This window comes from Arthrobacter sp. Soil761 (assembly GCF_001428325.1).
Lineage (GTDB): Bacteria > Actinomycetota > Actinomycetes > Actinomycetales > Micrococcaceae > Arthrobacter.
This window is the reverse complement of sequence record NZ_LMSF01000018.1, coordinates 1-21,626: the sequence shown is the minus strand read 5'-3', so window position 1 is coordinate 21,626 and position 21,626 is coordinate 1. Positions and strand designations below refer to the sequence as shown.

Annotated in this window: 18 protein-coding genes and 1 pseudogene; 12 read left to right on the top strand and 7 right to left on the bottom strand. The window is 66.1% G+C overall.

Annotated features, from left to right (window positions below):
- Window positions 1-188 precede the first annotated feature (188 nt).
- From ASG79_RS11870 to ASG79_RS11845, 6 genes are all read right to left on the bottom strand, one after another.
- Window positions 189-1,145 (bottom strand): glutaminase, encoded by a 957-nt coding sequence (locus tag ASG79_RS11870; RefSeq protein ID WP_018772168.1) that lies wholly within the window; start codon window positions 1,143-1,145, stop codon window positions 189-191.
- On the bottom strand, window positions 1,142-2,740 hold the full coding sequence (locus tag ASG79_RS11865) for a PucR family transcriptional regulator (protein ID WP_018772169.1): 1,599 nt from the start codon (window positions 2,738-2,740) through the stop codon (window positions 1,142-1,144). Before ASG79_RS11865 ends, ASG79_RS11870 begins: the two co-directional genes overlap by 4 nt.
- Window positions 2,741-2,975: 235 nt before the next feature.
- Entirely contained in the window at window positions 2,976-3,728 is a 753-nt protein-coding gene (locus ASG79_RS11860; RefSeq protein WP_056391247.1) for a maleylpyruvate isomerase family mycothiol-dependent enzyme, read from the bottom strand.
- Window positions 3,728-4,570 (bottom strand): fumarylacetoacetate hydrolase family protein, encoded by an 843-nt coding sequence (locus ASG79_RS11855; RefSeq protein WP_056391243.1) that lies wholly within the window; start codon window positions 4,568-4,570, stop codon window positions 3,728-3,730. Before ASG79_RS11855 ends, ASG79_RS11860 begins: the two co-directional genes overlap by 1 nt.
- Window positions 4,570-5,700 carry a cupin domain-containing protein gene (locus ASG79_RS11850; protein WP_056391241.1) on the bottom strand — a complete coding sequence of 377 codons (1,131 nt, stop codon included), beginning with the start codon at window positions 5,698-5,700 and terminating at the stop codon, window positions 4,570-4,572. The genes ASG79_RS11855 and ASG79_RS11850 overlap by 1 nt, the downstream gene beginning before the upstream one ends.
- A gap of 109 nt (window positions 5,701-5,809) precedes the next feature.
- Window positions 5,810-6,616 (bottom strand): IclR family transcriptional regulator, encoded by an 807-nt coding sequence (locus tag ASG79_RS11845; RefSeq protein WP_018772173.1) that lies wholly within the window; start codon window positions 6,614-6,616, stop codon window positions 5,810-5,812.
- Window positions 6,617-6,664: 48 nt separating this feature from the next.
- Here ASG79_RS11845 and ASG79_RS11840 point away from each other — a divergent pair, with 48 nt between their 5' ends.
- Both ASG79_RS11840 and ASG79_RS11835 read left to right on the top strand, forming a co-directional pair.
- Window positions 6,665-7,951, top strand: coding sequence for an MFS transporter (locus tag ASG79_RS11840; RefSeq protein WP_056391238.1), 1,287 nt, complete (start codon window positions 6,665-6,667; stop codon window positions 7,949-7,951).
- Window positions 7,944-9,203 carry an FAD-dependent oxidoreductase gene (locus ASG79_RS11835; RefSeq protein ID WP_056391235.1) on the top strand — a complete coding sequence of 420 codons (1,260 nt, stop codon included), beginning with the start codon at window positions 7,944-7,946 and terminating at the stop codon, window positions 9,201-9,203. The genes ASG79_RS11840 and ASG79_RS11835 overlap by 8 nt, the downstream gene beginning before the upstream one ends.
- 169 nt (window positions 9,204-9,372) lie before the next feature.
- Here ASG79_RS11835 and ASG79_RS11830 read toward each other — a convergent pair whose 3' ends face one another.
- Window positions 9,373-10,425: a LacI family DNA-binding transcriptional regulator gene (locus ASG79_RS11830; RefSeq protein WP_018772176.1), complete on the bottom strand. Its 1,053-nt coding sequence runs from the start codon at window positions 10,423-10,425 to the stop codon at window positions 9,373-9,375.
- A 217-nt stretch (window positions 10,426-10,642) separates the two neighbouring features.
- On the opposite strand from ASG79_RS11830, the gene ASG79_RS11825 reads away from it, so the two are divergent.
- The 10 genes and pseudogenes from ASG79_RS11825 to ASG79_RS11780 all read left to right on the top strand — a co-directional run.
- Entirely contained in the window at window positions 10,643-12,004 is a 1,362-nt protein-coding gene (locus ASG79_RS11825; protein ID WP_026266211.1) for an ABC transporter substrate-binding protein, read from the top strand.
- Between the two features lie 6 nt (window positions 12,005-12,010).
- Window positions 12,011-13,021 (top strand): carbohydrate ABC transporter permease, encoded by a 1,011-nt coding sequence (locus ASG79_RS11820; protein WP_018772178.1) that lies wholly within the window; start codon window positions 12,011-12,013, stop codon window positions 13,019-13,021.
- Window positions 13,018-13,941, top strand: a complete 924-nt coding sequence (locus ASG79_RS11815) for a carbohydrate ABC transporter permease (protein WP_018772179.1) — start codon at window positions 13,018-13,020, stop codon at window positions 13,939-13,941. Before ASG79_RS11820 ends, ASG79_RS11815 begins: the two co-directional genes overlap by 4 nt.
- 2 nt (window positions 13,942-13,943) lie before the next feature.
- On the top strand, window positions 13,944-14,792 hold the full coding sequence (locus ASG79_RS11810) for a sugar phosphate isomerase/epimerase family protein (protein WP_056391232.1): 849 nt from the start codon (window positions 13,944-13,946) through the stop codon (window positions 14,790-14,792).
- A complete protein-coding gene (locus tag ASG79_RS11805; protein ID WP_056391229.1) occupies window positions 14,789-15,952 on the top strand; it encodes a Gfo/Idh/MocA family protein in 1,164 nt (387 codons plus the stop codon). The genes ASG79_RS11810 and ASG79_RS11805 overlap by 4 nt, the downstream gene beginning before the upstream one ends.
- 3 nt (window positions 15,953-15,955) lie before the next feature.
- On the top strand, window positions 15,956-16,861 hold the full coding sequence (locus ASG79_RS11800; protein WP_056391226.1) for a sugar phosphate isomerase/epimerase family protein: 906 nt from the start codon (window positions 15,956-15,958) through the stop codon (window positions 16,859-16,861).
- Window positions 16,862-16,864: 3 nt separating this feature from the next.
- On the top strand, window positions 16,865-18,268 hold the full coding sequence (gene uxaC / locus ASG79_RS11795; protein WP_056391223.1) for a glucuronate isomerase: 1,404 nt from the start codon (window positions 16,865-16,867) through the stop codon (window positions 18,266-18,268).
- Between the two features lie 77 nt (window positions 18,269-18,345).
- A complete protein-coding gene (locus tag ASG79_RS11790) occupies window positions 18,346-19,695 on the top strand; it encodes a mannitol dehydrogenase family protein (RefSeq protein WP_235509794.1) in 1,350 nt (449 codons plus the stop codon).
- Window positions 19,696-19,894: 199 nt separating this feature from the next.
- Window positions 19,895-21,283, top strand: a complete 1,389-nt coding sequence (uidB, locus tag ASG79_RS11785) for a glucuronide transporter (RefSeq protein ID WP_018772185.1) — start codon at window positions 19,895-19,897, stop codon at window positions 21,281-21,283.
- Between the two features lie 67 nt (window positions 21,284-21,350).
- A pseudogene (locus ASG79_RS11780) lies at window positions 21,351-21,626 on the top strand (bifunctional D-altronate/D-mannonate dehydratase); the annotation flags it as partial.

Genomic DNA, 21,626 nt, shown 5'->3' with positions numbered 1-21,626 from the left:
CGCGATCATCTGGATCTGCCGGGGCTTGAGGTTCTTGTGGTAACCCTTGTCCTCCGCGTGCAGGGAGGTCTCGGACGCATGCGCGTGACCACCATCAATTATGTGGTCGAAGCCAACCTCGTCATTGGGGTTGTTGGGCATGGGTATTTCCTTTCGATCCGGGGAAGATCTGTCTTGGATGGGAAAAACTAGAAAACTGACCAGCCGGTGCGGTCGGAGAGGTCGGCAAGGGCTGCCGTGCCGGCGAGGGAATTGCCCTTGGCATCCAGGCGCGGGCTCCAGACGCAGATGGCGCACTGGCCCGGCACGATGACCAGTATTCCGCCGCCCACCCCGCTCTTTCCGGGCAGGCCCACGCGGTAGGCGAATTCGCCGGCGGCGTCATACATGCCGCACGTCAGCATGATGGAGCCGATCCGCTTGGCCTCGCTCCGGGACAACACGGTGCCGGCGGCTCCCTGTCCGTCATTGGCAAGGAACAGGCCGGCCTTGGCCAACTCCGCGCAGGTCATCATGATCGAACACTGGCGGACGTAATTCTCCACCACTGATTCCGCAGGCTGCGTGAGGTTCCCGAAGTCCTTCAGGAAATGCGCCAGGGCAAGGTTGCGGCTGCTGCCGGCCAGTTCACCGGCGGCAGCTGCCTCGTCAATGAACGGCCCCTGTCCCCGGCTGTCCGCCTGTCCCTGGTGACCCGCTTGTCCGGTCAGGAACCGCAGGAGGTGCGCGGCGGCGTCGGGCGTCTCCTGCATCAGGTGGTCGGTGACCACCAGCGCCCCGGCATTGATGAAGGGGTTGCGCGGGATGCCATGTTCGGCCTCGAGCTGAACCAGGGAGTTGAAGGCTGTTCCGGACGGTTCGCGCAGCACCCGAGACCACAGCCGGGCGGACCGGCCGCCCTGCAGCGCCATGGCCAGGGTGAAGACCTTGGAGATGCTTTGGATGGAGAAGGGGACATCGGCGTCACCGGAGCAAAAAACGTCACCGGACGTGGTGGCGACGGCAATGCCAAACCGGTCGAAGGGGACCTTGGCCAGGAAGGGGATGTTGCGGGGTACTGCACCCGTTTCCTTCCGCGGACGGTGACGCCGGACGATGTCCTCGAGGAGGATGTCCAGGGGTGGTGCGCCGAGTGTTGTGGTCATTTCCTGCCTGAAGTGTCGTAGGAAGTGGAGGCCCACTCCTGGAGGTGGAGCAGCGCCACCAGGGAATCCCTGGGGCTGCCGAAGTCGAGGCCGGTCACCCGGGTGGCTTTGGCCACCCGGTAGTAGACAGTGTTCTTGTGCAGGTTCATCCGCCTGGCGCATTCGGCGACGTCGAAGGACGCATCGAAATACGTGCGGAGGGTGTCGGCGAGTTCGGCGTCCTCCTGGAGGAGCGCTGCCAGGCCGCGGTGGCGGAACGGTGAGGTGTGGAAGTTCCGCACCGCCTCGCGGTAGAGGATTTCCGCTTCGAAATCGCCCACCGCGGCAACCGTGCCGGGTTCTGCCGTGCCCACGCAGGCCAGCAGCGCCTCCGTCACCCCGGTCACCGTATGGAGGGACAACAGGTCCGGCACCAAGGGGCCCACGGCCGCGAATGGACTGATGCCGAGGTGCTTGCGGGCATCCCGGACGATTGCCTCGGCAAGGGAACGCAGCCCCGATTCCGCGGTGCTGGACTGCAGGTCAGGCACGATGATGGCGGTGTCACCCTTGAACTGGCCCACGACGGCGGTGGGCTTGTACGCGGCCGCGTGGATGGAGGCGAGATTGGCAAGTTCCCCGTGCTTGAGTGCGGCGTCGTCGGCGCGCGAGTCGGCGTCGGACATGCCGATGAGGATGAGGGCGGCGGGACGTTCCGAAGGGATTTTTCCGCTGTGCGCGCTGGCGGCGGCCTCCGCGGGACCTGACAGGATCCGAACAATCCGGTCCTCCCGCATATGGACGGACTGCTGGTTGCGGTACCGGATCAGTTCGGCCGAGACGCGTGCCGCGGATCCCGTGAGGACATACTCAACGTCCGGGCCGAAGCCGGCTCCGGTCTCCTGGAGCCAGATGTAGCCCATGATCCGTTCGCCGGCAAAGAGCGCGATGGCCACCCGTTCCCGCAGCCCGTCCTGGGGCCGTGCGGGTACCCGGACCGGCTGCCGGGTGCGGTGCAGTTCGCGGTAGGCGCCAAGATCCTTGAGCAGCAGTTCGTATTTGCGGGGGCCGCGCCGGGCCAGGATGGAAGCCTTGCGGAGTTCGTCGATGTCATTGGTGACGGTGGAGTAGGCCAGGACCTTGTTGGCCGCATCCTCGATGAGCACGTGGCTGGACGTGAGCCGCGCTGTGGTCTGGGCGATCGCGAACAGGTCTTCCTCGAGCAGGGTCAGCACTTCGCTCTGGTAGCTGCGCGGCTGGATCCGGTCCTTGGCAATGGAGAGCAGGCGGTCCCAGTCTGCTGCCGGATCCACCAGCAGCAGTCCCGATCCGGCTGCGCGGAGGAGTTCTTCCGCTTCCGCCAGGTCTTCGCGCTGGCCCTTGACGGCGACCACCGGGGGCGGGTCCTTCAGGAGGCGCCGGAGGGCAGGCAGCGCCGAACGGCCACGGACCCCGATGAGCAGGACAAAGGCTTTGCCGGCCTGGGCTGCTTCATCGTCGGCGTCGACGATCAGGAACCGTTCGATGTCCGGCGCCGAGGGGGCCGGGCGAAGGATGAGGCTGGCGAAGCCGAGGGGAAGATCCGAGAGGATGTCATCCACCGTAACCGCGGCCATGGGTTGTCCTTTTGCTTCGATCCCACCGGACGGCTCTGTCCGGTCACCTCATGCTATCCAGCGTCCTGGGCTGATTTTATGGAACCTGCTCCAAGTCCAGGGGATCCTTTTTAGGCTCCAGCCTGAGGCAACGCACCGCACGTGACGGGACATGCGGGCAGGAACGCCGAAAGGCGGGCCAGCCGGTGCTGGCCCGCCTCTGGTGCGGTGCTGTGGCGGGTGCCACGGCGGCCTGTCAGATCCAGGCCGGTGCCGGCGGCGCCGGGGTAGCTGCTTCGCCGTCGCGCTTCGCCGTGGTTCCGTCCGTGCCACGGCCCGCGGCCCACTGGGCGATGGCGGCCAGTGAACCGGACACCACGGTGGGCGACGGGGCGGCGGTGTCCCCAAACGACAAGCCGGTGCCGTCCACTGTGATGAGGAGCCCGGCGTCGGTGCCGCGCGCATGCCAGGCGCCGGTGATGTCCTTGAGCAGGCGTTCCAGGACGGGTGCAGGGATGTCCTTGAAGGTGGCCCCGTTGTCCAGGTCCACGGCGTGGACCCAGACTTCGCGGGTGCGCATCCACACGGTCTCTTCGGCCGGGACGGTCCTGCCCTGGACGGTTTTGACCTTGTGGTGCCAGTTGGCGGCGGGCAGGTCGCGCCATTCGACGTTCAGGTGCACGGCGGAGTGGTCGAACAGGTTCCGCAGGGCGATGGGACTGAGGGTGGACCCGAAGTCGATCTCGTGGTTGCGGACCTCAACGGAAGGGTACATGGGTGTTTCCACCCCGGTGGCCGCCCACTCGACCAGACGGGCGATGGCCCTGGCGTTGTAGCCCACGTGGGCTACAACGTGGCGGCGGGTCCAGCCCGGCAGCAGCGAGTCCCCGTCCAGTTCCGCGTCGGGGAGCTCGTTGAGCTTGCGGGCGAAGAACGCGGTGCCGCGCCGGGCCTGCAGCAGCCCCTCTAGCAGGACGGGATCGGTGGCCTGGTCGTGCCGGGCAACCATCAGGCTTCCTTGACCACGCGGTTGGTCAGCTGGCCCAGGCCCTCGATGGTGGTGACCAGGACTTGGCCTTCCTGCAGGTAGCGCTTGGGGTTCTGCGCGTGGCCCACGCCGCCGGGGGTGCCGGTGGCGATGACGTCGCCCGGGTTCAGGGTGATGATGGTGGAGATGTAGGAGACCAGGTATTCCGGGGTGAAGACCAGGTCGCTGGTGGGGGTGGACTGCTGGACGTCGCCGTCCACTGCCGAGGTCATCAGCGGCCCGGGGGTGAATTCGTCCTTGGTGACCAGGGCCGGGCCGAACGGGGTGGACTTCTCCCAGGTCTTGCCCTGCAGCCACTGGATGGTGCGGAACTGGTAGTCGCGCATGCTGATGTCGTTCAGCACGGAGTACCCTGCGATGTGCCCGGCAGCCTCTGCCTCCGGGATGCGCCGGCCGGCCTTGCCGATGACGACGGCGAGCTCGGCTTCCCAGTCCACGGTGTCCGATTCCTGCGGCAGCGCGAGGTCATCGTTGGGCCCGATCAGCGACTCGGCGTACTTGGCGAACAGGGTGGGGTACTCGGGGACATCGCGGCCCATCTCCTTGATGTGGTTGCGGTAGTTGTGGCCCACGCAGATGATCTTGCCCGGGGAAGGCACGACGGCGGCGAGGTCGGCGCCGTCGAACGCGTGCGTTGCGCTGTTGGCATCCTTGGCGATGGTTTCCCAGTTGGGGTCCTGCAGGAGTGCCCCGACATCGGAAAAGCCCGGGATTTCGGTGAGGGTCTCGCCGTCCTGGCGGACCGCCGTCGTGCTCTTGCCGCTGCCGGTGCCGGCGGGGAGGCGGAGGGTGAGGAGTTTCATTACTTGGTGCGTCCTTCGATGTAGGTGCGGTTGAAGTTCAGGCGCTCAAAGATGGGTGCGTCGCTGAACCGGAACAAATCAAACTCGGATTCGGCCTGCAGTGACCAGGCGGCCCAGGACGGCACCACGAAGAGGTCGCCCTTGGCCAGGGCCCTGGTTTCGCCGTTCAGGGTCACGGTGCCTGTGCCTTCGAAGACCTGCCAGACGCTGGAGCCCACCTCGCGGACCGTCTCCGTCCAGGCGCCGGCGCGGAGCCGGTGGAACTCGGCGCGAATGGTGGGCATGACGTCCCCGCCCGTGGTCGGGTTGGTGTACCGAACGGCGGCGTGGCCCTGTGACACGGTGGCCGGGTGGCCCTCGTCCTCGAGGAGCAGCTGTTCGCGCAGGGCGGCGTCGGTGTACTTCCACCGGTACGCCGCGATGGGGGAGTTGGTGGTGTCATCGAGGCCGGAGAGCGGGCGGAGTCCGGGGTGGGCCCAGAGCCGCTCGGAGCGGGAGATGTCCGGGGTGGCTTCGTCGGTGACGCGTTCGGTGCCGAACTCGAAGAACCCGGCGTCCGCGTAGTGCACGAACGGGATGTCCAGCCCGTCGATCCACGCCATGGGCTGGTCGGTGTCGTTGTGGTGGCCGTGGAAGTTCCAGCCCGGGGTGAGCAGGAAGTCGCCGCGGGACATCCGGACAGGGTCCCCGTTCACCACGGTCCACACGCCCTCGCCCTCGACGACGAACCGGAACGCATTCTGCGAGTGGCGGTGCTCCGGGGCCGTTTCACGGCCGCCCAGGTACTGGATGGCCGCCCACAACGTCGGGGTGGCGTAAGGCGTGCCGGCCAGGCCCGGGTTGGCCAGCGCAATGGCGCGCCGTTCCCCGCCGCGGCCCACCGGCACCAGGTCCCCGGCGCGGGCGGCCAGGGGGTACAGGTCATTCCAGCGCCAGACGTGCGGCACTGCTTTCGGGGACGGGACCATGGGCATCAGGTCCGCGATCTCCGTCCACAACGGAATCAGGTTTTCCTTATCGAAATCCCGGTACAGCTGCTCAAGCTGCGCAGCCTCCTCCGGGGTGGGCTCGGGAACATGGTGTTCCTGCGCCACGGATTCGTGCGTTTGGTTTTCAGCGCTGATCGACACTGGCCTTCTCCTTGCGTGCGGACTGACTGCGACGTGGATTCGACCCTAGGGAAGATCTGCTGTGATCCCCAGCATATTCTGGCATGCAGAATTCCTTCGGCCCTGCCGGTCAGCTTCCGGCTGCCCCGTCCGCCGGATTGGCCGCGATGTCTATTTCCAGCTGGCGCCGGGTCTCCATCATGACGCCCACCAGCCCGGCGTCGAACAGGGGCCGGAACCGTGCCACGGGAGTGGCCACGCTCAGGGCGCCCACCACCATGCCCTTGCCGTTGTGCAGGGCCATCCCAAAGGCGCTGATGCCCTCCTCGGTACCCTCGAAGTTGGCGGCAAATCCGTTGGCGCGGACGGACTCAAGCTCGCGCAGGAACGCGGGGTAGTCGGCGTCCGGGATGTAGTCGCCGCCCAGTTCCGCGTTGGGGCTGCGGAACAGCTGCTCCAGCACGGCGGGATCGAGCTCCGCCAGGATGGCCTTCCCGCCCGAGGCTTTATGCGCGGGGAGCAGGGTCCCCTGCCGGTCCCCGACGCGCAGGATGTTGGTGCTTTCCACCGTGTCCAAAAAGCGGACTTTTGTGCCCACCCGGATCATGAGGTTGACGGTCTCGTTGGTGCGCGCGCACAGCAGTTCCATGTGTGGCCGGGAGATGTCCCGCAGCTGGCGTGTCCAGCTCAAGCCCGCCGGGCCGGCGCCCATCGCGGGGCCCGGCACATACCGGCGCGTTTCATCCTGGACCGCGAAGCCCCGGTACACCAGCATGGCCAGGAGCCGGTGTGCCGTGGACGGCGCAACGCCGAGCTCCGCCGCAGCGTCCTTGAGCCGCAGGCTGCCGACGTCCCGCAGGAGCTGGAGGAGCTGCAGGGCGTTATCCACCGCTTCGATGGAGTAGGTGGGCTTCCGCCGGGCAGGAAGATTCTGCATGACAGAATAATATGGGCGCGCTGGTATGACTGCCAGCACAGTGGTGGGATGAATCACACAACTTCCGCTGCAGCGCCGCAGCGCATGGCCGCCCCCACCTCGGGCGCAGGCCTTTCCGGGTTCCCCCGGCGTTCCGTACTTGCCGTCCTGGTGTGCTGGCTGCTGGTCGTTTTCGACGGCTACGACCTGATCGTCTACGGCACCGTCCAGGGCTCACTCATCAGCGACACCGGCTGGGGCCTGACCAAGGCCACGGCCGGGACCATCGGGTCCATGGCCTTTGTCGGCATGATGATCGGAGCGGTCTTCGCCGGCCGTATGTCCGATACCTGGGGCCGGCGGCGCACCATCATCGGCTGCGCCATCGTGTTTTCCGCGTTCACCATCCTTTGCGCCTTTGCCCCCAATGCGCCGGTCTTCGGCGGCCTCCGCCTGCTGGCCGGCATCGGACTGGGGGGCCTGGTGCCCTCAGCCAACGCTTTGGTGGCCGAACTCGTGCCGGAAAAATGGCGGTCAACCATCGCCACCCTGATGATGTCCGGCGTTCCCATCGGCGGCTCCCTCGCCGCGCTGGTGGGCATTCCGCTGATTCCGGCCTTCGGCTGGCCCATCATGTTCCTCGTGGCCGTCGTCGCCCTGGTGGTAGTGATCCCGCTGGGGTTCCGCTACCTGCCGGAAACACTGGCACCCAAGACAACCGGCGGCAGCACCCCGAAGGAGTCCGTGGGATTCGGCTCCCTGCTCCGGGCGCCTTACCTCGGCACCAGCCTGCTGTTTGCCATCGGCACCCTGGTGACCCTGTTCGCCTGGTACGGGCTGGGCACCTGGCTGCCCAACCTGATGCAGCTGGCCGGGTACAACCTTGGCTCCGCCCTGACGTTCGCGCTGGCGCTCAACCTGGGCGCCGTGGCTGGCTCGGTACTGACCGCCTGGGCCGGCACAAGGTTCGGGCCCATTCCCACGGCGATTGCGGCAGCGGCGGTGGCCGCCGTCGCCCTGGTGGTCCTGGTGTCCGGGCCGCCCGTCGCCGTCGTCTATTTCATGCTGGTGCTTGCCGGCGTGGGAACGCACGGCACCCAGTGCCTGATTATCGCGGCCGTGGCCAGCCACTATCCGGCACACCTCCGCGGTACTGCCCTTGGCTGGGCACTCGGCGTGGGCCGCATCGGGGCAGTGGCCGCACCGCAGGCCGGCGGGCTCCTGCTCGCAGCGGGCCTGGGCGTCAACTCAAACTTCCTGGCGTTTGCCGGAGCAGCCGCCGCAGCAGCAGTCCTGCTCGCAGCAGTCGGCATCAAAATCAAGAAATCAACAGCAGTAGGAGTTTCCAATGTCTAACGTCAAAGCGTCCACCGACGTCCTCGTGGTGGGCGGCGGCATGGCCGGGCTTGCCGGAGCGCTGGCGCTTCGCGAAAACGGCGCCGACGTCACCCTGGTTGAAGTGGCACCGGCCTTCGGTGAAGTGGGTGCGGGCCTGCAGATGGCCCCCAACGCATCCCGCGTCCTGAAGCGCTGGGGCCTGCTGGAGAAGGCGCTGGAAATTGGCGTCCAGCCCAAGCACCTGGTGTTCCGCGACGCCATCACCGGCGAGGAGCTGACCCGCCAGACCCTGGGCGGTGAGTTCGAGGAGCGCTACGGCGCCCCCTACGTCGTCATCCACCGCAGCGACCTGCACCGGATCCTGCTCGAAGCCTGCCAGGAAGCCGGCGTCACCCTGGTGAACGACGTCCTGGTGCAGAAGGTGGAAACCGACGGCGACCGGGCCCGCGCTTACGCCGCCAAGGGCGAGGTCTTTGAAGCCGACGCCATCCTGGCTGCGGACGGGCTCAAGTCCACCTTGCGCGGCACCGTTGCCAATGACGGTCCGGTGAATTCGGCCTACGTGGCGTACCGCGGAACCGTGCCCATCACCGAGGAGACCCCGGCCGCGGACCTGGAGGACGTCATCGTCTACCTGGGACCGGACTGCCACCTGGTCCAGTATCCGCTGCGCAAGGGCCAGCTGCTCAACACCGTGGCGGTGTTCAAGTCCCCGTCCTTCGAGCGCGGCGAAGAGCAGTACGGCGGCGTGGACGAGCTCGAGGCAGCCTATAAGGACTGCGTCCCCGCCGTGCAGGAAGCCCTGAAGAACCTGGCCACCGGCATCCGCTGGCCCATGTACGACCGCGACCCCATCGAGAACTGGGTTTCCGGCCGCATGGCACTCATCGGCGACGCCGCCCACCCGATGCTGCAGTACCTGGCCCAGGGTGCCTGCCAGGCGCTGGAGGACGCGGCAGTCCTGCAGGACGTGGCCCGCGAAAAGGTCTTCACGCCCGAGGGCATCGACGCCGGCGCCTGGGAAGCTGCCTTCCGCGAGTTCAACGAAGCCCGCGCCGCGCGGACGGCCCGAGTGCAGCGCACCGCCCGGATCTGGGGCGAGTCCTGGCACGTGGGCGGCGTGGCACGCATCCTGCGGAACATGCTGTTCAAGAGCCGCGGCGACAACAACTTCCAGTACAACGACTGGCTGTACGGGCGCGGTGAGCCGGGCGTTCCCGCGGAGGTTCCGGCCGGGGTTCCGGCGGGGTCCAGGCTGGTGGAAGCCTAAGCACTGATTTTCCAGGGCGGGCGTACGACGGCGGGTGGCTCCCGCCGTCGTACGCCCGCCGGAGCGGCCCCCACCTGGACCCGCGCCAGCGGGGCCTTTCCAGGCAGGAAGTCGTTGACGCCATCGCCCGCCGCGGACGTCCGGGCGGGGAAAAATGAGCCTCGCCTTCCTATAGTCGTGCAGGGCCTGTGGACTCCCGGATAGTCAGGTGGGTGGGCATGACCGCCAGCTGCCGGGCGGCTCTTCCCGCCAGCGGGTTGAGCTGGGCCAGCAGCATGGACACCGCCACCCGGCCGGCCTGTTCGATGGGACTTGAAATGGTGGTCAGGGGCGGGTTGCAGAAGTCCGCGCCGAAGATGTCATCGGACCCGATGATGCTCATGTCCTCCGGGACGCGGATGCCGCGGGCCTGGAGGCGCTGGAGCATGCCGATGGCCAACAGGTCGTTGAAGACGATGCAGGCAGTGGCACCCGTCCTGACCGCCGCGTCCGCCGCGGCAGCCCCCGACGTCGTCTTCGGGGTGTAGGGCCCGATCCGGTGGACCTCCATACCGCGCCGTTTCGCGTCCTCCTCGAAGACCTTCCACCGCATCTGGTTTGACCACGACGTGGGTGGTCCGGCGACGTAGCAGACCTTGTGGTGGCCCAGGGAGGCCAGGTGTTCCAGGGCCTGGATGATGGCCGACGGCGTATCGATCATGACCGTGGGAGCGCTGGTGGAGGCGCGGTTGAAGGTGACCAGGGGCTGCGTCCGCGAGACCTCCGCCAGCTGGGCGTCCGTCAGGCGGGAGGCAGCGAGAATGAAACCGTCGGCGGATTTGCGCATCTTGTGCAATGCATCGAGTTCCACCTCGTTGGATTCTTCAGTGTCCACCAGCAGCTGTGTGTAACCGGCTGCCTTGAGCTGGTGCTGCGTGCCCCGGATGATGTCGAAATAGAACGGGTTGGTGATATCGGGCACCAGCACCGCCACGGCGTTGGTGCGCCCCGAACTGAGTCCCCGCGCCTGGGAGCTCGGCACGTAGTTCAGCTCCGCGGCTGCCTCTTCGATCCGCTGCCGGGTCCTCGCATTGACCCGGTCCGGCCGCGACAGGGCACGTGACACCGTGGAGGTGGCCACTCCGGCCAGTTCCGCCACGTCGCGGATGGTGGGCGGCCGGTTTGCACCGGCGTTAAGGTCTAGCGCACCGCGCGTGGTGGCTTCGACGGGTAGATCAGCCATGACGCTGGACCTTTCCTCGCTGGCTGGACGAACCGCCGTCGACAATTAACGCCGGCGAGGCCCCTGACTCTGTGCCTTAATCCCACCATTTTTGGCAACTTTTGGCAACCGCTTGCCGGAGTTGTTGCATCCTTCCTAGACTGGCATTCGAGTCGCCTGCAGTGATTTCCGCCACAGGACGGATGTGGCCATGTGGGTGTCCTAGAGGAGAAAAACAATGAGGTTTAAATCGACTACTGGGCTTGCGGCGATTGTTACGGCTGCAGCACTGGCCCTGACCGGTTGCGGTTCGGGTTCCGGGACTGGCGGGGGAGGGTCCACGAATGCGGACGGCAAAGTGGACGGGACGGGCAAGACGCTGAACGTCCTGACTGGCGTTCTCAGCCAGTACCCCGAGCAGCAGAAACAGTGGCAGAGCGATATTGCAGCCAAGTTCAAGGCTGAAACCGGGGCCGACGTGAAGTTTGAAACCTTCGCCTCGGCCAACGACGAGCTCACCCGCATCCAGACTTCCGTGGTCTCCGGCCAGGGGCCGGATGTCTACGGACTCGGCACCACCTTCACCCCCACGGCCTATGCCACCAAGGCCTTCGTCACCCTCTCGGATGACGACTGGAAGAAGGTTGGCGGCAAGGACCGCTTCAACCAGGCCGCCCTCGGTATTTCCGGCCCGGACAAGGACCACCAGGCCGGCATCCCCTTCGTCAGCCGCCCGTTCGTGATGGCGTACAACAAGGACCTGCTCGCCGCGGCCGGCATTGACAAGCCCGCAACCAGCTGGGACGAGCTCGCAGCCCAGGCCAAGAAGATGACCAAGGCTGATACCTATGGCATCGCCACGGGCTACAAGGACAACTATGACCCCTGGAAGTTCATCTGGGCCATGGCCGTCCAGGCCGGAAACCCGTTGGTCGACGGTAACAAGCTCAAGATGGACGACCCCACCGTCAAGAAGGCCTACCAGACGTACTTCGGCTGGTTGACCCAGGACAAGGTCGTTGACCCTGCTTCCGTCGGCTGGAGCAACAGCAACGCCGTGGCGGCCTTCGCCAGCGGCAAGGCCGGCTACCTGATGATGACCACCTCCAGCTCCATCCCCACCCTGGACAAGTCCGCAGTTGCCGGGAAGTACGAGTACGCCCTGATGCCCACGGTCGCACCGGGCGAGACGCAGTCCAAGTCCGATGGCGAGGCCGCCAGCATCCTCTCGGGCGACAACCTGGTGGTGGCTGATTACTCCAAGCAGAAGGACCTTGCCTTCGCCTACATCAAACTGATCACTTCCAAGGACGAGCAGTTGAACTACCAGAAGACCTTCGGCGACCTGCCTGCAAACGCCGAAGCCCTGGCCGCTCTGACAGACCCCAAGCTCAAGCCGGTGGCTGACGCCGCCGCCAAGTCCAAGGCCACACCGTTCACTGGCGCCTGGGGCGATATCCAGCTCGGCCTCCTCAACGTCACCGTGCAGTCGATCCCGGACCTGGCCGCGGGCAAGGTGGACGAGTCAGCACTCGAACAAAGGATCAAGGACGCCCAGAACAAGGGCCAGGCTTCCCTGGACCGGGCCTCCAAAGGATAGGTTCTGATGTCAACCGACGCCTCTCATGAAGTCCGGCCTGCGGTGGATTCCGCCGCGGGCCGGGCGCCCCGCGATTCACACGACGCCGGGCAACAGCCCGGCCACCAGGGCGGCCTGCGCCGCAAGGGAATGAGCGAACGCAACCGGCCGCTCTGGATGCTGATCCCGGGTGGGGTCCTGATGATCATCATCATCGTGGTCCCGCTGCTGCTGGGCATCTACATGTCCGTCCTCAACCTGGACCAGTACACCCTGCGGAAATGGATCAGTGCGCCGCTCATCGGAGCCGAAAACTTCGTTGAAGCGGTGACGGCATCGCCCTTGCTGCACGCCGTCTGGCTCAGTGTCAGCTACTCGCTGCTGGCCATGGTGGTGACGCTGCCGCTGGGCATCGCCGCCGCGGTGGCCACGCAGAACGCGTTCAAGGGCCGGGCAGTGATCCGCTCGGTCTTCCTCATCCCGTACGTCCTCCCATCCTTCGTGGTGGCCACCGTCTGGCGCACCATGCTCCAGCCCGGCGGGATCGTGGACGAGGCCTTGGCCACCGTGGGGATCCACGTGGGGCTGTGGCTCAACGGCCCGCAGACCTTTTGGACGCTGGTGCTGGTCCAGATCTGGGCATCGTGGCCGTTCATCTACCTGCTGGCCCTGTCCGGCCTGCAGTCGGTGGACCATGAGGTGCACGAAGCGTCGGCACTCGACGGTGCGCTGTGGTGGAACAAGCTCCGGTACGTGGTGTTCCCGTACTTGAAGGGCCCGCTGGCTCTGGCCTTCCTGATCGGGATGCTGCACCACATCAACAACTTCACCCTCCCGTTCGTGCTGTTCGGCGTCCCTGCGCCGGCCGACGTCGAAGTCCTCCCCATCCTGACCTACGTCACCAGCTTCCAGAGCTTCCGCTTTGGACTCAGCGCCGCAATGGCCTTCATTTCCCTGGTGCTGATCGCCATTCCGCTGTTCGTCTACCTCCGTGCCGTCAAGCTTGACGACGCCGAAACACCAGGAGCGAAGAAATGAGCACCACGACAGCCACCCGGCGGAGTGCGTCAACCGTTGATGTTGACCGTCCGGGCTCGCACCGCCAACATGAGGTGCTCCGGCTCCTTCCGGGCCCCCTGCTGGTCATCATCCTGGTATTCCTCGGCGCACTTGTCCTGATCCCTGTGCTGTACATCTTCCTGGCTTCGGTGAACTCGGACATCGGGGTGGCCAATGGCGAGTTCTGGCCGTCCTCAGTCACATTCGATAACTACTCGAAGATTTGGACCAGCGTTGGCCTGGCCACCGGCCTCACCAACAGCGTCCTGGTGGCGGGAGCAACCGCGGTGGTCTCCGCAGCGATGTCCATCTCCACTGCGTTCGTCCTGGTCCGCTACAGCTTCCGCGGCAGGCTGACCATCCTCCGCGGGCTGCTGGCACTGCAGTCGGTGCCCGGAACCCTCATGGTGCTGCCGGTCTTCGTCCTGTTTTCCTCGGCGGCAACCTACCTCGGCATACAGGTGATCGGAACCCAGTGGGGCCTGTTCGTGACCTACCTCACCTTCGCCATGCCGTTCTCCACCTGGGTGATGGTCACCTACCTTCGCGGGCTTCCCAAGGAACTTGAAGAAGCAGCACGGATCGACGGCGCGTCCCACCTTGGCGTCCTGTTCCGGATCATCCTTCCGCTGAGCTGGCCCGGCATCGTGGTTTCGGGCATCTTCGCCTTCCTGCTGGGCTGGAATGACGTGTTGTTCGCCTCGGTGATGACCCGCCCGGAAAGCCAGACGGCCGCCGTCGCACTCCAAATCTTTGGTGCTTCGCAGGAAGGCGGCGCCATTCCGTTCTACGGCCAGATGATGGCGGCGGCATTGGTTTGCGCCGCTCCTGTGGTCATTCTTTACCTGATTTTCCAGCGTTACCTAGTAGGCGGGCTCACCGCCGGAGGAGTTAAATAACCATGGTTTCGACCACCCAGGTCACGTGGCAGCTGTCAGGCTTCGGCGACGAGATCGACGACGACCCAGCGGTCCAGATAGCAGTGCTGCAGGCCCTCGGCGCCAACCACATTGAAGTCCGCAGCGCCTGGGGCACCAACATCGTGGACCTGAGCGATGAACAGCTCCAGTCCCTGGCGTCCCTGCTGGCGGAGAAGGGCATGAAGGTCTCCGCCGTCGCTTCCCCCATTGGCAAGGTGGACGTCAGCCTGCCCGTGGAGCACGAAGTGGAACGGCTGCGCCGGGCGGTCAACGCCGCCAAGGTCCTGGACGCCAGGTACATCCGCATCTTCTCCTTCTACTACGGCGAGTCCGTGCAGGTGGAGTCCATCCGCGATGCCGTCATCGAACGCATGCGGGCGCTCGCCGATGTGGCTGAGGAAGCGGGCGTGATCCTGCTGCACGAGAACGAGAAAGACATTTTCGGCGACGTACCAGACCGCGTCCTGGACATCATCGAAACCGTCAACTCGCCCGCGCTGAAGGTGGCATGGGATGCCGCGAACTTCGTCCAGGTGGGGGTCAAGCCCTTCGATGAGGGATACGCCAAACTGCGTCCGCACCTTGAGTACCTGCAGGTCAAGGACGCACTGTTCGAAAACGGCCACGTGGTGCCGGCAGGTGAAGGCGACGGGGATGTGCTCCGCACAGTGGAGGCCCTGAAGGCAGACGGGTACCAGGGCTTCGCCTCCCTGGAGCCGCACCTCGCCGGTGCCCACGGACTGGGCGGTTTCTCCGGCCCCACCGCGTTCGGCATCGCAGCACGCGCCTTTGCAAAAGTCACCGCAGAAGCAGGAGTCCAGACCGCATGAGCACCCTTAACGTAGCCATCACCGGATGCGGCGTCATCGGGCGCACCCACGCCGTAGCCCTCGAGGCATTTCCGGAAGCCCGGATCGTGGCACTGGTGGATGCCATCCCGGCCGCCGCCGAGGCCCTGGCGGACTTTATCGAACAGCGCGGCGGCCAGAGGCCGGCGCTGTACAGCACGCAGGCGGAGGCCTTTGCGGCTGAGGACATCGATCTTGTGGCCCTGGCCACCCCCAGCGGCCTCCACATCCAGCAGGGCCTGGAAGTCCTGGCCGCCGGTAAGCACGTGGTGATCGAAAAGCCACTCGACGTTGACCTTACCCGGGCCCAGGAAATCGAAGCCGCAGCCAAGGAAGCGGCCAGCAAGGGGATTGTTGCCTCGGTGATCAGCCAGCACCGGTTTGACCAGTCAAGCGTCGCCGTTGCCGACGCTGTGGCCAAGGGACGTTTCGGGCGGCTGACGTCCGCCATCGCTTCCGTGGCTTGGTGGCGCAGCCAGGGATACTACGACTCCGGCGACTGGCGTGGCACCTGGGCCATGGACGGCGGCGGTGCGCTGATGAACCAGGGTGTCCACACGGTGGACCTGCTGCTGTGGTTCATGGGACGCCCCGTTGAGATCCATGCGCACACCGCCAGGCTTGCGCACGAACGCATCGAGGTGGAAGACACCGCCGTTGCCACCATCACCTTCGAAAACGGCGGCCTGGCCGTCCTGCACGCCACCACCGCTGCCTACCCGGGGCTGACCGTGCGCGTCCAGCTCATGGGGTCCGAGGGCTCGGCGGTGGTGGACAACGATCGGCTGCAGTACTTCCACAGCAAGGACGCGGGCGGCGAGTCCGCGGACATGGGCCTTCAGGGCGGGGGCAACCAGGCGGAAGAGGAACTGGCCAAATACCCCGAGGAGGACTACAAGGCCGCGGACCCCACCGTGTATCCGGCCGGCCACGTCCGGCAGTACCGGGACATCCTGGGCGCCATCGCCGGTGGGCGGCAGGCCGGCGTCACCGTCAGCGACGCCGTCAACGCACTCGCCGCGGTGCGTTCCGTCTACGTTTCGGCCACGCTTGGCCAGCCCGTCCTCTTCGACGATGTCCTGGCCGGCAAGTACAACGACCTCGAAGTCCGCACCGGCGGCACTTCGGCAGAAAGCGCCTGAGCCATGAAGTTTTCAGTATTTACCGCATCAACCCCCGAATGGACCCCCGACGAAGCAGTGCAGCACCTGGCCCGGCAGGGCTGGGATGGCATTGAGTGGCGGATCACCGACCAGGCCGACGCTGCCGAGCCGGGCTTCTGGGCCGGCAACAAGGCCACCGTCCCGCTCACCGGCATGGAGGACCAGCTGGACCGGATTGCCGCCCTCACATCCGGCGCGGGCCTGGAATTCTCCGGCATCGGGGGATATGCACGGTGCGACAACCATGCGGACGTTGACCGGATGCTGGCCGCCACTGCCAGGCTCGGCGCCGGGCAGGTCCGGGTGACCACCCCTCCGTTGGGAACGGCCGTCTGGGGGAACGAACCGGCCAGCGGTACCCCGTACCCTGAGCTGTTTGCCGGTGCCCGCCGTGACTTCGAGTGGATCGCCGAACGGGCTGCCCACCACGGCGTGAAGGCACTCGTGGAACTGCACCACCGCACCATCACCGCTTCGGCCTCGTCCGCGCTGCGGCTGCTGGACGGACTTGATCCGCGGCACGTGGGAGTCATCCATGACCTCGGCAACCTGCTGATCGAAGGCCAGGAGGACTACCTCCCCGCGTTCCAGCTCCTGGGCGACTACCTGGCCCACGTGCACGTCAAAAACGCCGTCTGGGTCAACAGCGGCAAAACCGACGACTCCGGTGCCGCCATCTTCCGGAACGAGTGGGCCCCGCTGCGTTCCGGCCAGGGCAGCGTGCTGGAATACTTCAAGGCACTAGCGGCCCATGGCTATGACGGCTGGGTGACGGTGGAGGATTTCTCCACCGAACTCCCGCTGGCTGAACGGACGGCAGATAACCTTGACTACCTCCGCTCCGCGGCCGCGCTGGCGGGACTTTCCGTCCCCGCAGGGAGGCGATGACCCGTGGGAACGCCGATTGCGGAACACCCCGACCGGCTGCTGCCGGCTGATCCCGGTGTCCGGAGCATCGCACGGTCACTGTTCACAACTGTGGAAGGGCTGCCCATCATCTCCCCGCACGGGCACGTGGACGCTGCGGTCATCGAGCAGAATACCCCTTTCCCGGACCCGGCTGCCCTGCTGGTCACCCCGGACCACTACGTCACCCGGCTGATCCACGCCGGCGGGGTGCCCATGGACCAGCTGGGGCTGGGCAGCCAACCCGCCGCGTCACGGGAGGTCTGGCGCCACTTCTGTGCCGCCTGGCCCACCTTTGAGGGAACGGCATCCGGTTACTGGATCCGGCAGGAGTTCGCCCACGTGTTCGGCCTGGCGGAGGAACCGTCCCGGGAGAACGCGGACCGGCTTTACGACGCCCTGCAGGCCAAGCTCTCTGAGCCGGGCTTCCGGCCGCGCGAGCTGTTCAAGGAATTCAACATCGAGGTGCTGGCCACCACGGATGATCCCCTGGACTCACTGGACAGCCACGCCGCGCTGCACGCGGACCCATCCTTTGCCGGGCGCGTCCTGCCCACCTTCCGCCCCGACCAGTACCTGAACATGGCGCACCCGGCCTGGCGGGACAACGTGGACCGCCTGATCGCTTCGGCGGGGGATGGCGCTTCGGGTTACGCCGGGTACATCAAGGCGCTTGAGGCCCGGCGCAGGCATTTCGTGGAGCGGGGCGCCGTCTCGGCCGACCACGGCGTTTTCACTCCTGCCACCCTGAAGCTGGACGACGCCGAGGCGGAGCGGCTTTTTGAGCGCGGGCGCAACGGCCAGGCGGATGCAGCTGACAGGGAAGCCTTCGAAGCGCACATGATCTACCAGATGGCGCGGATGTCCGTGGAGGACGGCCTGGTGATGACCGTCCACCCCGGATCCTTCCGCAACCACCATGCCCCCACGTTCGAGGCGTTCGGGGCGGATACCGGCCACGATATTCCTGTGGCAGTCAACTACACCGAGGCCATCCGGCCCCTGCTGCAGGATTTCGGGACCGCCAAGGACTTCCACCTGGTCCTCTTCACGCTCGACGAGACGGTGTTCTCCCGGGAACTTGCCCCGTTGGCCGGGTTCTACCCGTCGGTGTACCTGGGAGCGCCGTGGTGGTTCCTGGATGCGCCGGACGCCATGCTCCGTTTCCGGTCTGCCGTGACGGAGACGGCGGGCTTCTCCCGGTCCTCCGGCTTCATCGATGACACCCGGGCCTTTTGCTCCATCCCGGCCCGCCATGACACGGCCCGGCGGATCGAAGCCTCCTTCCTGGCGCGGCTCGTGGCCGAGCACCGGGTCACCGAAGAGCGGGCGCACGAACTGATCGTGGACATCGTGGACGCCTCGCCCCGCCGGGTGTTCAAGCTGTGAGTGCCCCCTTTACGTCCCCTCCGTCGGCCACGCCGCCCACTGCGGAGCTTCCGCGGCTGAACCGGACGCTCCGTCAGGTGCCCAAGGCGCCGGTCCGCATTGTCCACCTGGGGCTGGGCGCCTTCCACCGCTCGCACCAGGCCTGGTACACCCAACAGGCATCAGATTCCGCCGGCTGGGGGATCGCCGCCTTCACTGGCCGCCGGCCGGATGCGGCCCTTGCCCTGGCTGAACAGGATGGTCTCTACACGCTGGTGGAACGCGCAGACGAGGGCGACTCCTTTACTGTCATGGGCAGCATCGTGGAGGCCCTGGACGGTGCGGACATCGAGCGGCTTGCCGCCCTCGTGGCTGCACCGGAGACCGCCCTGGTAACGCTGACCATCACCGAGGCCGCCTACGGGTTGGGTGCGGACGGCAAGCTGGACACCAAGGCGCCCGACGTCGCCGCCGACCTTGCGCTGCTGGGTTCCGGCAGCGGACGGCCCACCACGCCGTTGGGACGGCTGGTGCTTGCGCTCGCCGCCCGCCGGGAAGCCGGTTCCGGGCCGATCGCGATTGTCTGCTGCGACAACCTGTCCAACAACGGCACGGTGGCACGGCAGGCAGTGGCGGGGTTTGCCGGGGCCTGGGATTCCGAATTCGCCGCGTGGGTCACGGGCAATGTCAGCTTCGTGAGCACATCCGTGGACCGGATCACGCCCAGGACCACGGAAGGGGACCTCGCCGCCGTCCGGGAAGCCTGCGGTTACGTGGACAATTCCCCGGTGGTGGCTGAACCCTTTTCAAGCTGGGTGCTCAGCGGGGACTTCCCCGCGGGCCGCCCGCGATGGGAGGACGCAGGTGCCCTGTTCGTCCAGGACATCGAACCCTACGAGAACCGGAAACTGTGGCTGCTGAACGGCGCACACTCACTGCTGGCTTATGCGGGCCAGTTGCGGGGCCATGCGACCGTCGCGGAGGCATTGGCCGACCCCTGGTGCAGGCGGGCAGTGGAGGCTTTCTGGGACGAAGCAGAAACGAACCTTGCCGGCCCCGCCGACCTGCGGATACCCGAGTACCGGCAGGCTCTCCTGGCCCGTTTCAGCAACGCGAGGATCGCCCATAACCTGGCCCAGATTGCCATGGACGGCAGTACCAAACTTCGGATGCGCGCTGTCCCGGTGCTGCAGGCTGAACGCGCCGCCGGACGGTCCGGTGCCGCGGCCGCGCTGATGATTGCCGCGTGGATGGACTACAGTGCCACCGCCTCCCCGTTCCAGGACCCTCTGGAGCAGGCCGTGACAGCCGCCAACCGGCTGCCAGGCACTGAGCGAACCAAGGCGCTGCTGGCAGTTGTCGACCCTGCCTTGGCAGGGGATGCCGGTGTGGTGGGACTGGTGGAAAGCCTGTGCGGCACCGCTGCCGGGCGTTCCGCTTCCGAATAATCATGAGTCAGATCTGCCCGGCACGTGCGCGTGCCGGGCAGTTTTTCTTGTGAAACGAAATTATGGCAATTTTTGGCAACCGGTTGCCACTGGGTTTGCCGTTTCGTTAGTATTACTGCCGGAGCAACACCCGGCGCGCCCACGCGGCCCGCACTTCTTCTCTTGGCCACCACCGCAATGACGCGTTAGGACTCTCAGAATGAACAGGCTGACCAAGCTCAGCATCCTCGGCTATGGCGCGGGGGATCTTGCCAACAATCTTGCATTCACCCTCTCCACTACCTACCTCCTGCTGTACTACACGGACGTCGCCGGTATCTCAGCGGCGGCAGCAGGCACCCTCTTCCTCCTGGTGCGCGTCTTTGATGCTTTTGCGGACATCTTCGCGGGCCGGATCGTTGACCGCACCTTCCACAGGAAGCTGGGCAAGTTCCGCCCCTTCATCCTCTTCGGTGGCCTTCCCCTGCTGATCATGAGTGCCCTGACCTTCTCCGTCCCGGCGGACTGGAGCCATGACGGCAAGCTTGCGTATGCCTACCTGACCTACGCCGGCCTGGGCCTGGCATACTCCATGGTCAATATCCCGTACGGCTCGCTGGCCGGCGCCATGACGCAGCAGCCGGCGGAGCGTGCCAAACTGGGCGCTGCCCGCTCCTGCGGTTCACTCGTTGTGGGCTCCGGCCTGCTGTTCTTCATCACGCCGCTCACCAAACAGGGTGCCGCGCAGCTGCAGCCACTCTTCACCACGCTGACCATTGCCTTCGTGGTAGTGGGCATGGCGCTCTACCTGCTGACCGTCTTCACTACCCGGGAAGTGGTCCACCGCGAGGTTCCCAAGGTGACCTTCAAGCAGTCCCTGGCCACCCTGAAGGGCAACCGTCCACTGCTCATGCTCTGCATTTCATCCCTGCTGATGCTTACCGCCAGCACGGGGCTGTCCACCATCCAGGTCTACTACCTGCGGGACGTGCTGCAGAATGTCAGCCTTGCCCAGCCCATGGCCGTCATCAACGTGGTCCTGGCCGTGGTGGTCATCGTGCTCACGCCGGCCATGGTCCGGCGCTGGGGGAAGAAGGCCCTGTACCTGGCAGCCGGAGGCCTGGTGGTGCTCGGTTCGCTGGTGGTCATGCTGGCCCCGCACTCGTTGACCTACCTGGCCTTCACCGGGCTCGTCATCAGCCTCCTGGGCGTGCAGATGATGAACATCGTGGTGTGGGCACTGGAGGCGGACACTGTGGAGTATGGCGAAGCACGTACGGGTGTCCGAACCGAAGGCATCATCTACTCCCTCTTCTCCTTCACCCGGAAGATGGGCCAGGCGCTGGGCGGAGCCGTCATGGCCTACGCCATTGCCAGCGCCGGCTACGTCCGGTCGGACAGCGGCCAAAGCGAGGCCACCATCCAAGGGCTGCAGCTTGCCGCAGGACTGGTGCCCCTGGTCCTCTGTGGGCTGGGCATGGCCATCATGAAGTTCTACAGGCTCACTGACACTGCCCACGCGGAAATCGTCGCCGAGATCAAAGCCCGCCAGGCTGTAGCTGCCGCCGGTACAAGCCGGCAGGCCGCCACCCACGCGGAACTCCACTGACCACCGAAAACACTCCTTCCCGCCACAACGCCCCCCCTCCGACCGACCGTCTCCGAAAGGACCAGCTGTGAAAATCATTGCCGCGGAAGTGTTCGTTACCAGCCCCACCCGAAACTTCGTGACCCTCCGGATCACCACGGACGACGGCGTGACGGGCATTGGCGACGCCACCCTGAACGGCCGCGAGCTCGCCGTCGCCGCCTACCTGAAGGATCATGTGGCGCAGTTGCTCATTGGCAAGGATCCGCACCGGATTGAGGATACGTGGCAGTTCCTGTACCGGAGTGCGTATTGGCGGCGGGGTCCGGTGACGATGGCGGCGATCGCTGCGGTGGATATGGCG

Coding starts and splice junctions, on each gene's coding strand:
- uidB (WP_018772185.1), top strand. CDS start 19,895: ATGAACAGGCTGACCAAGCTCAGCATCCTCGGCTATGGCGCGGGGGAT.
- ASG79_RS11825 (WP_026266211.1), top strand. CDS start 10,643: ATGAGGTTTAAATCGACTACTGGGCTTGCGGCGATTGTTACGGCTGCA.
- ASG79_RS11865 (WP_018772169.1), bottom strand. CDS start 2,740: ATGGCCGCGGTTACGGTGGATGACATCCTCTCGGATCTTCCCCTCGGC.
- ASG79_RS11835 (WP_056391235.1), top strand. CDS start 7,944: ATGTCTAACGTCAAAGCGTCCACCGACGTCCTCGTGGTGGGCGGCGGC.
- ASG79_RS11830 (WP_018772176.1), bottom strand. CDS start 10,425: ATGGCTGATCTACCCGTCGAAGCCACCACGCGCGGTGCGCTAGACCTT.
- ASG79_RS11870 (WP_018772168.1), bottom strand. CDS start 1,145: ATGACCACAACACTCGGCGCACCACCCCTGGACATCCTCCTCGAGGAC.
- ASG79_RS11840 (WP_056391238.1), top strand. CDS start 6,665: ATGAATCACACAACTTCCGCTGCAGCGCCGCAGCGCATGGCCGCCCCC.
- ASG79_RS11800 (WP_056391226.1), top strand. CDS start 15,956: ATGAAGTTTTCAGTATTTACCGCATCAACCCCCGAATGGACCCCCGAC.
- ASG79_RS11815 (WP_018772179.1), top strand. CDS start 13,018: ATGAGCACCACGACAGCCACCCGGCGGAGTGCGTCAACCGTTGATGTT.
- ASG79_RS11820 (WP_018772178.1), top strand. CDS start 12,011: ATGTCAACCGACGCCTCTCATGAAGTCCGGCCTGCGGTGGATTCCGCC.
- ASG79_RS11845 (WP_018772173.1), bottom strand. CDS start 6,616: ATGCAGAATCTTCCTGCCCGGCGGAAGCCCACCTACTCCATCGAAGCG.
- ASG79_RS11810 (WP_056391232.1), top strand. CDS start 13,944: ATGGTTTCGACCACCCAGGTCACGTGGCAGCTGTCAGGCTTCGGCGAC.
- ASG79_RS11855 (WP_056391243.1), bottom strand. CDS start 4,570: ATGAAACTCCTCACCCTCCGCCTCCCCGCCGGCACCGGCAGCGGCAAG.
- ASG79_RS11805 (WP_056391229.1), top strand. CDS start 14,789: ATGAGCACCCTTAACGTAGCCATCACCGGATGCGGCGTCATCGGGCGC.
- ASG79_RS11860 (WP_056391247.1), bottom strand. CDS start 3,728: ATGGTTGCCCGGCACGACCAGGCCACCGATCCCGTCCTGCTAGAGGGG.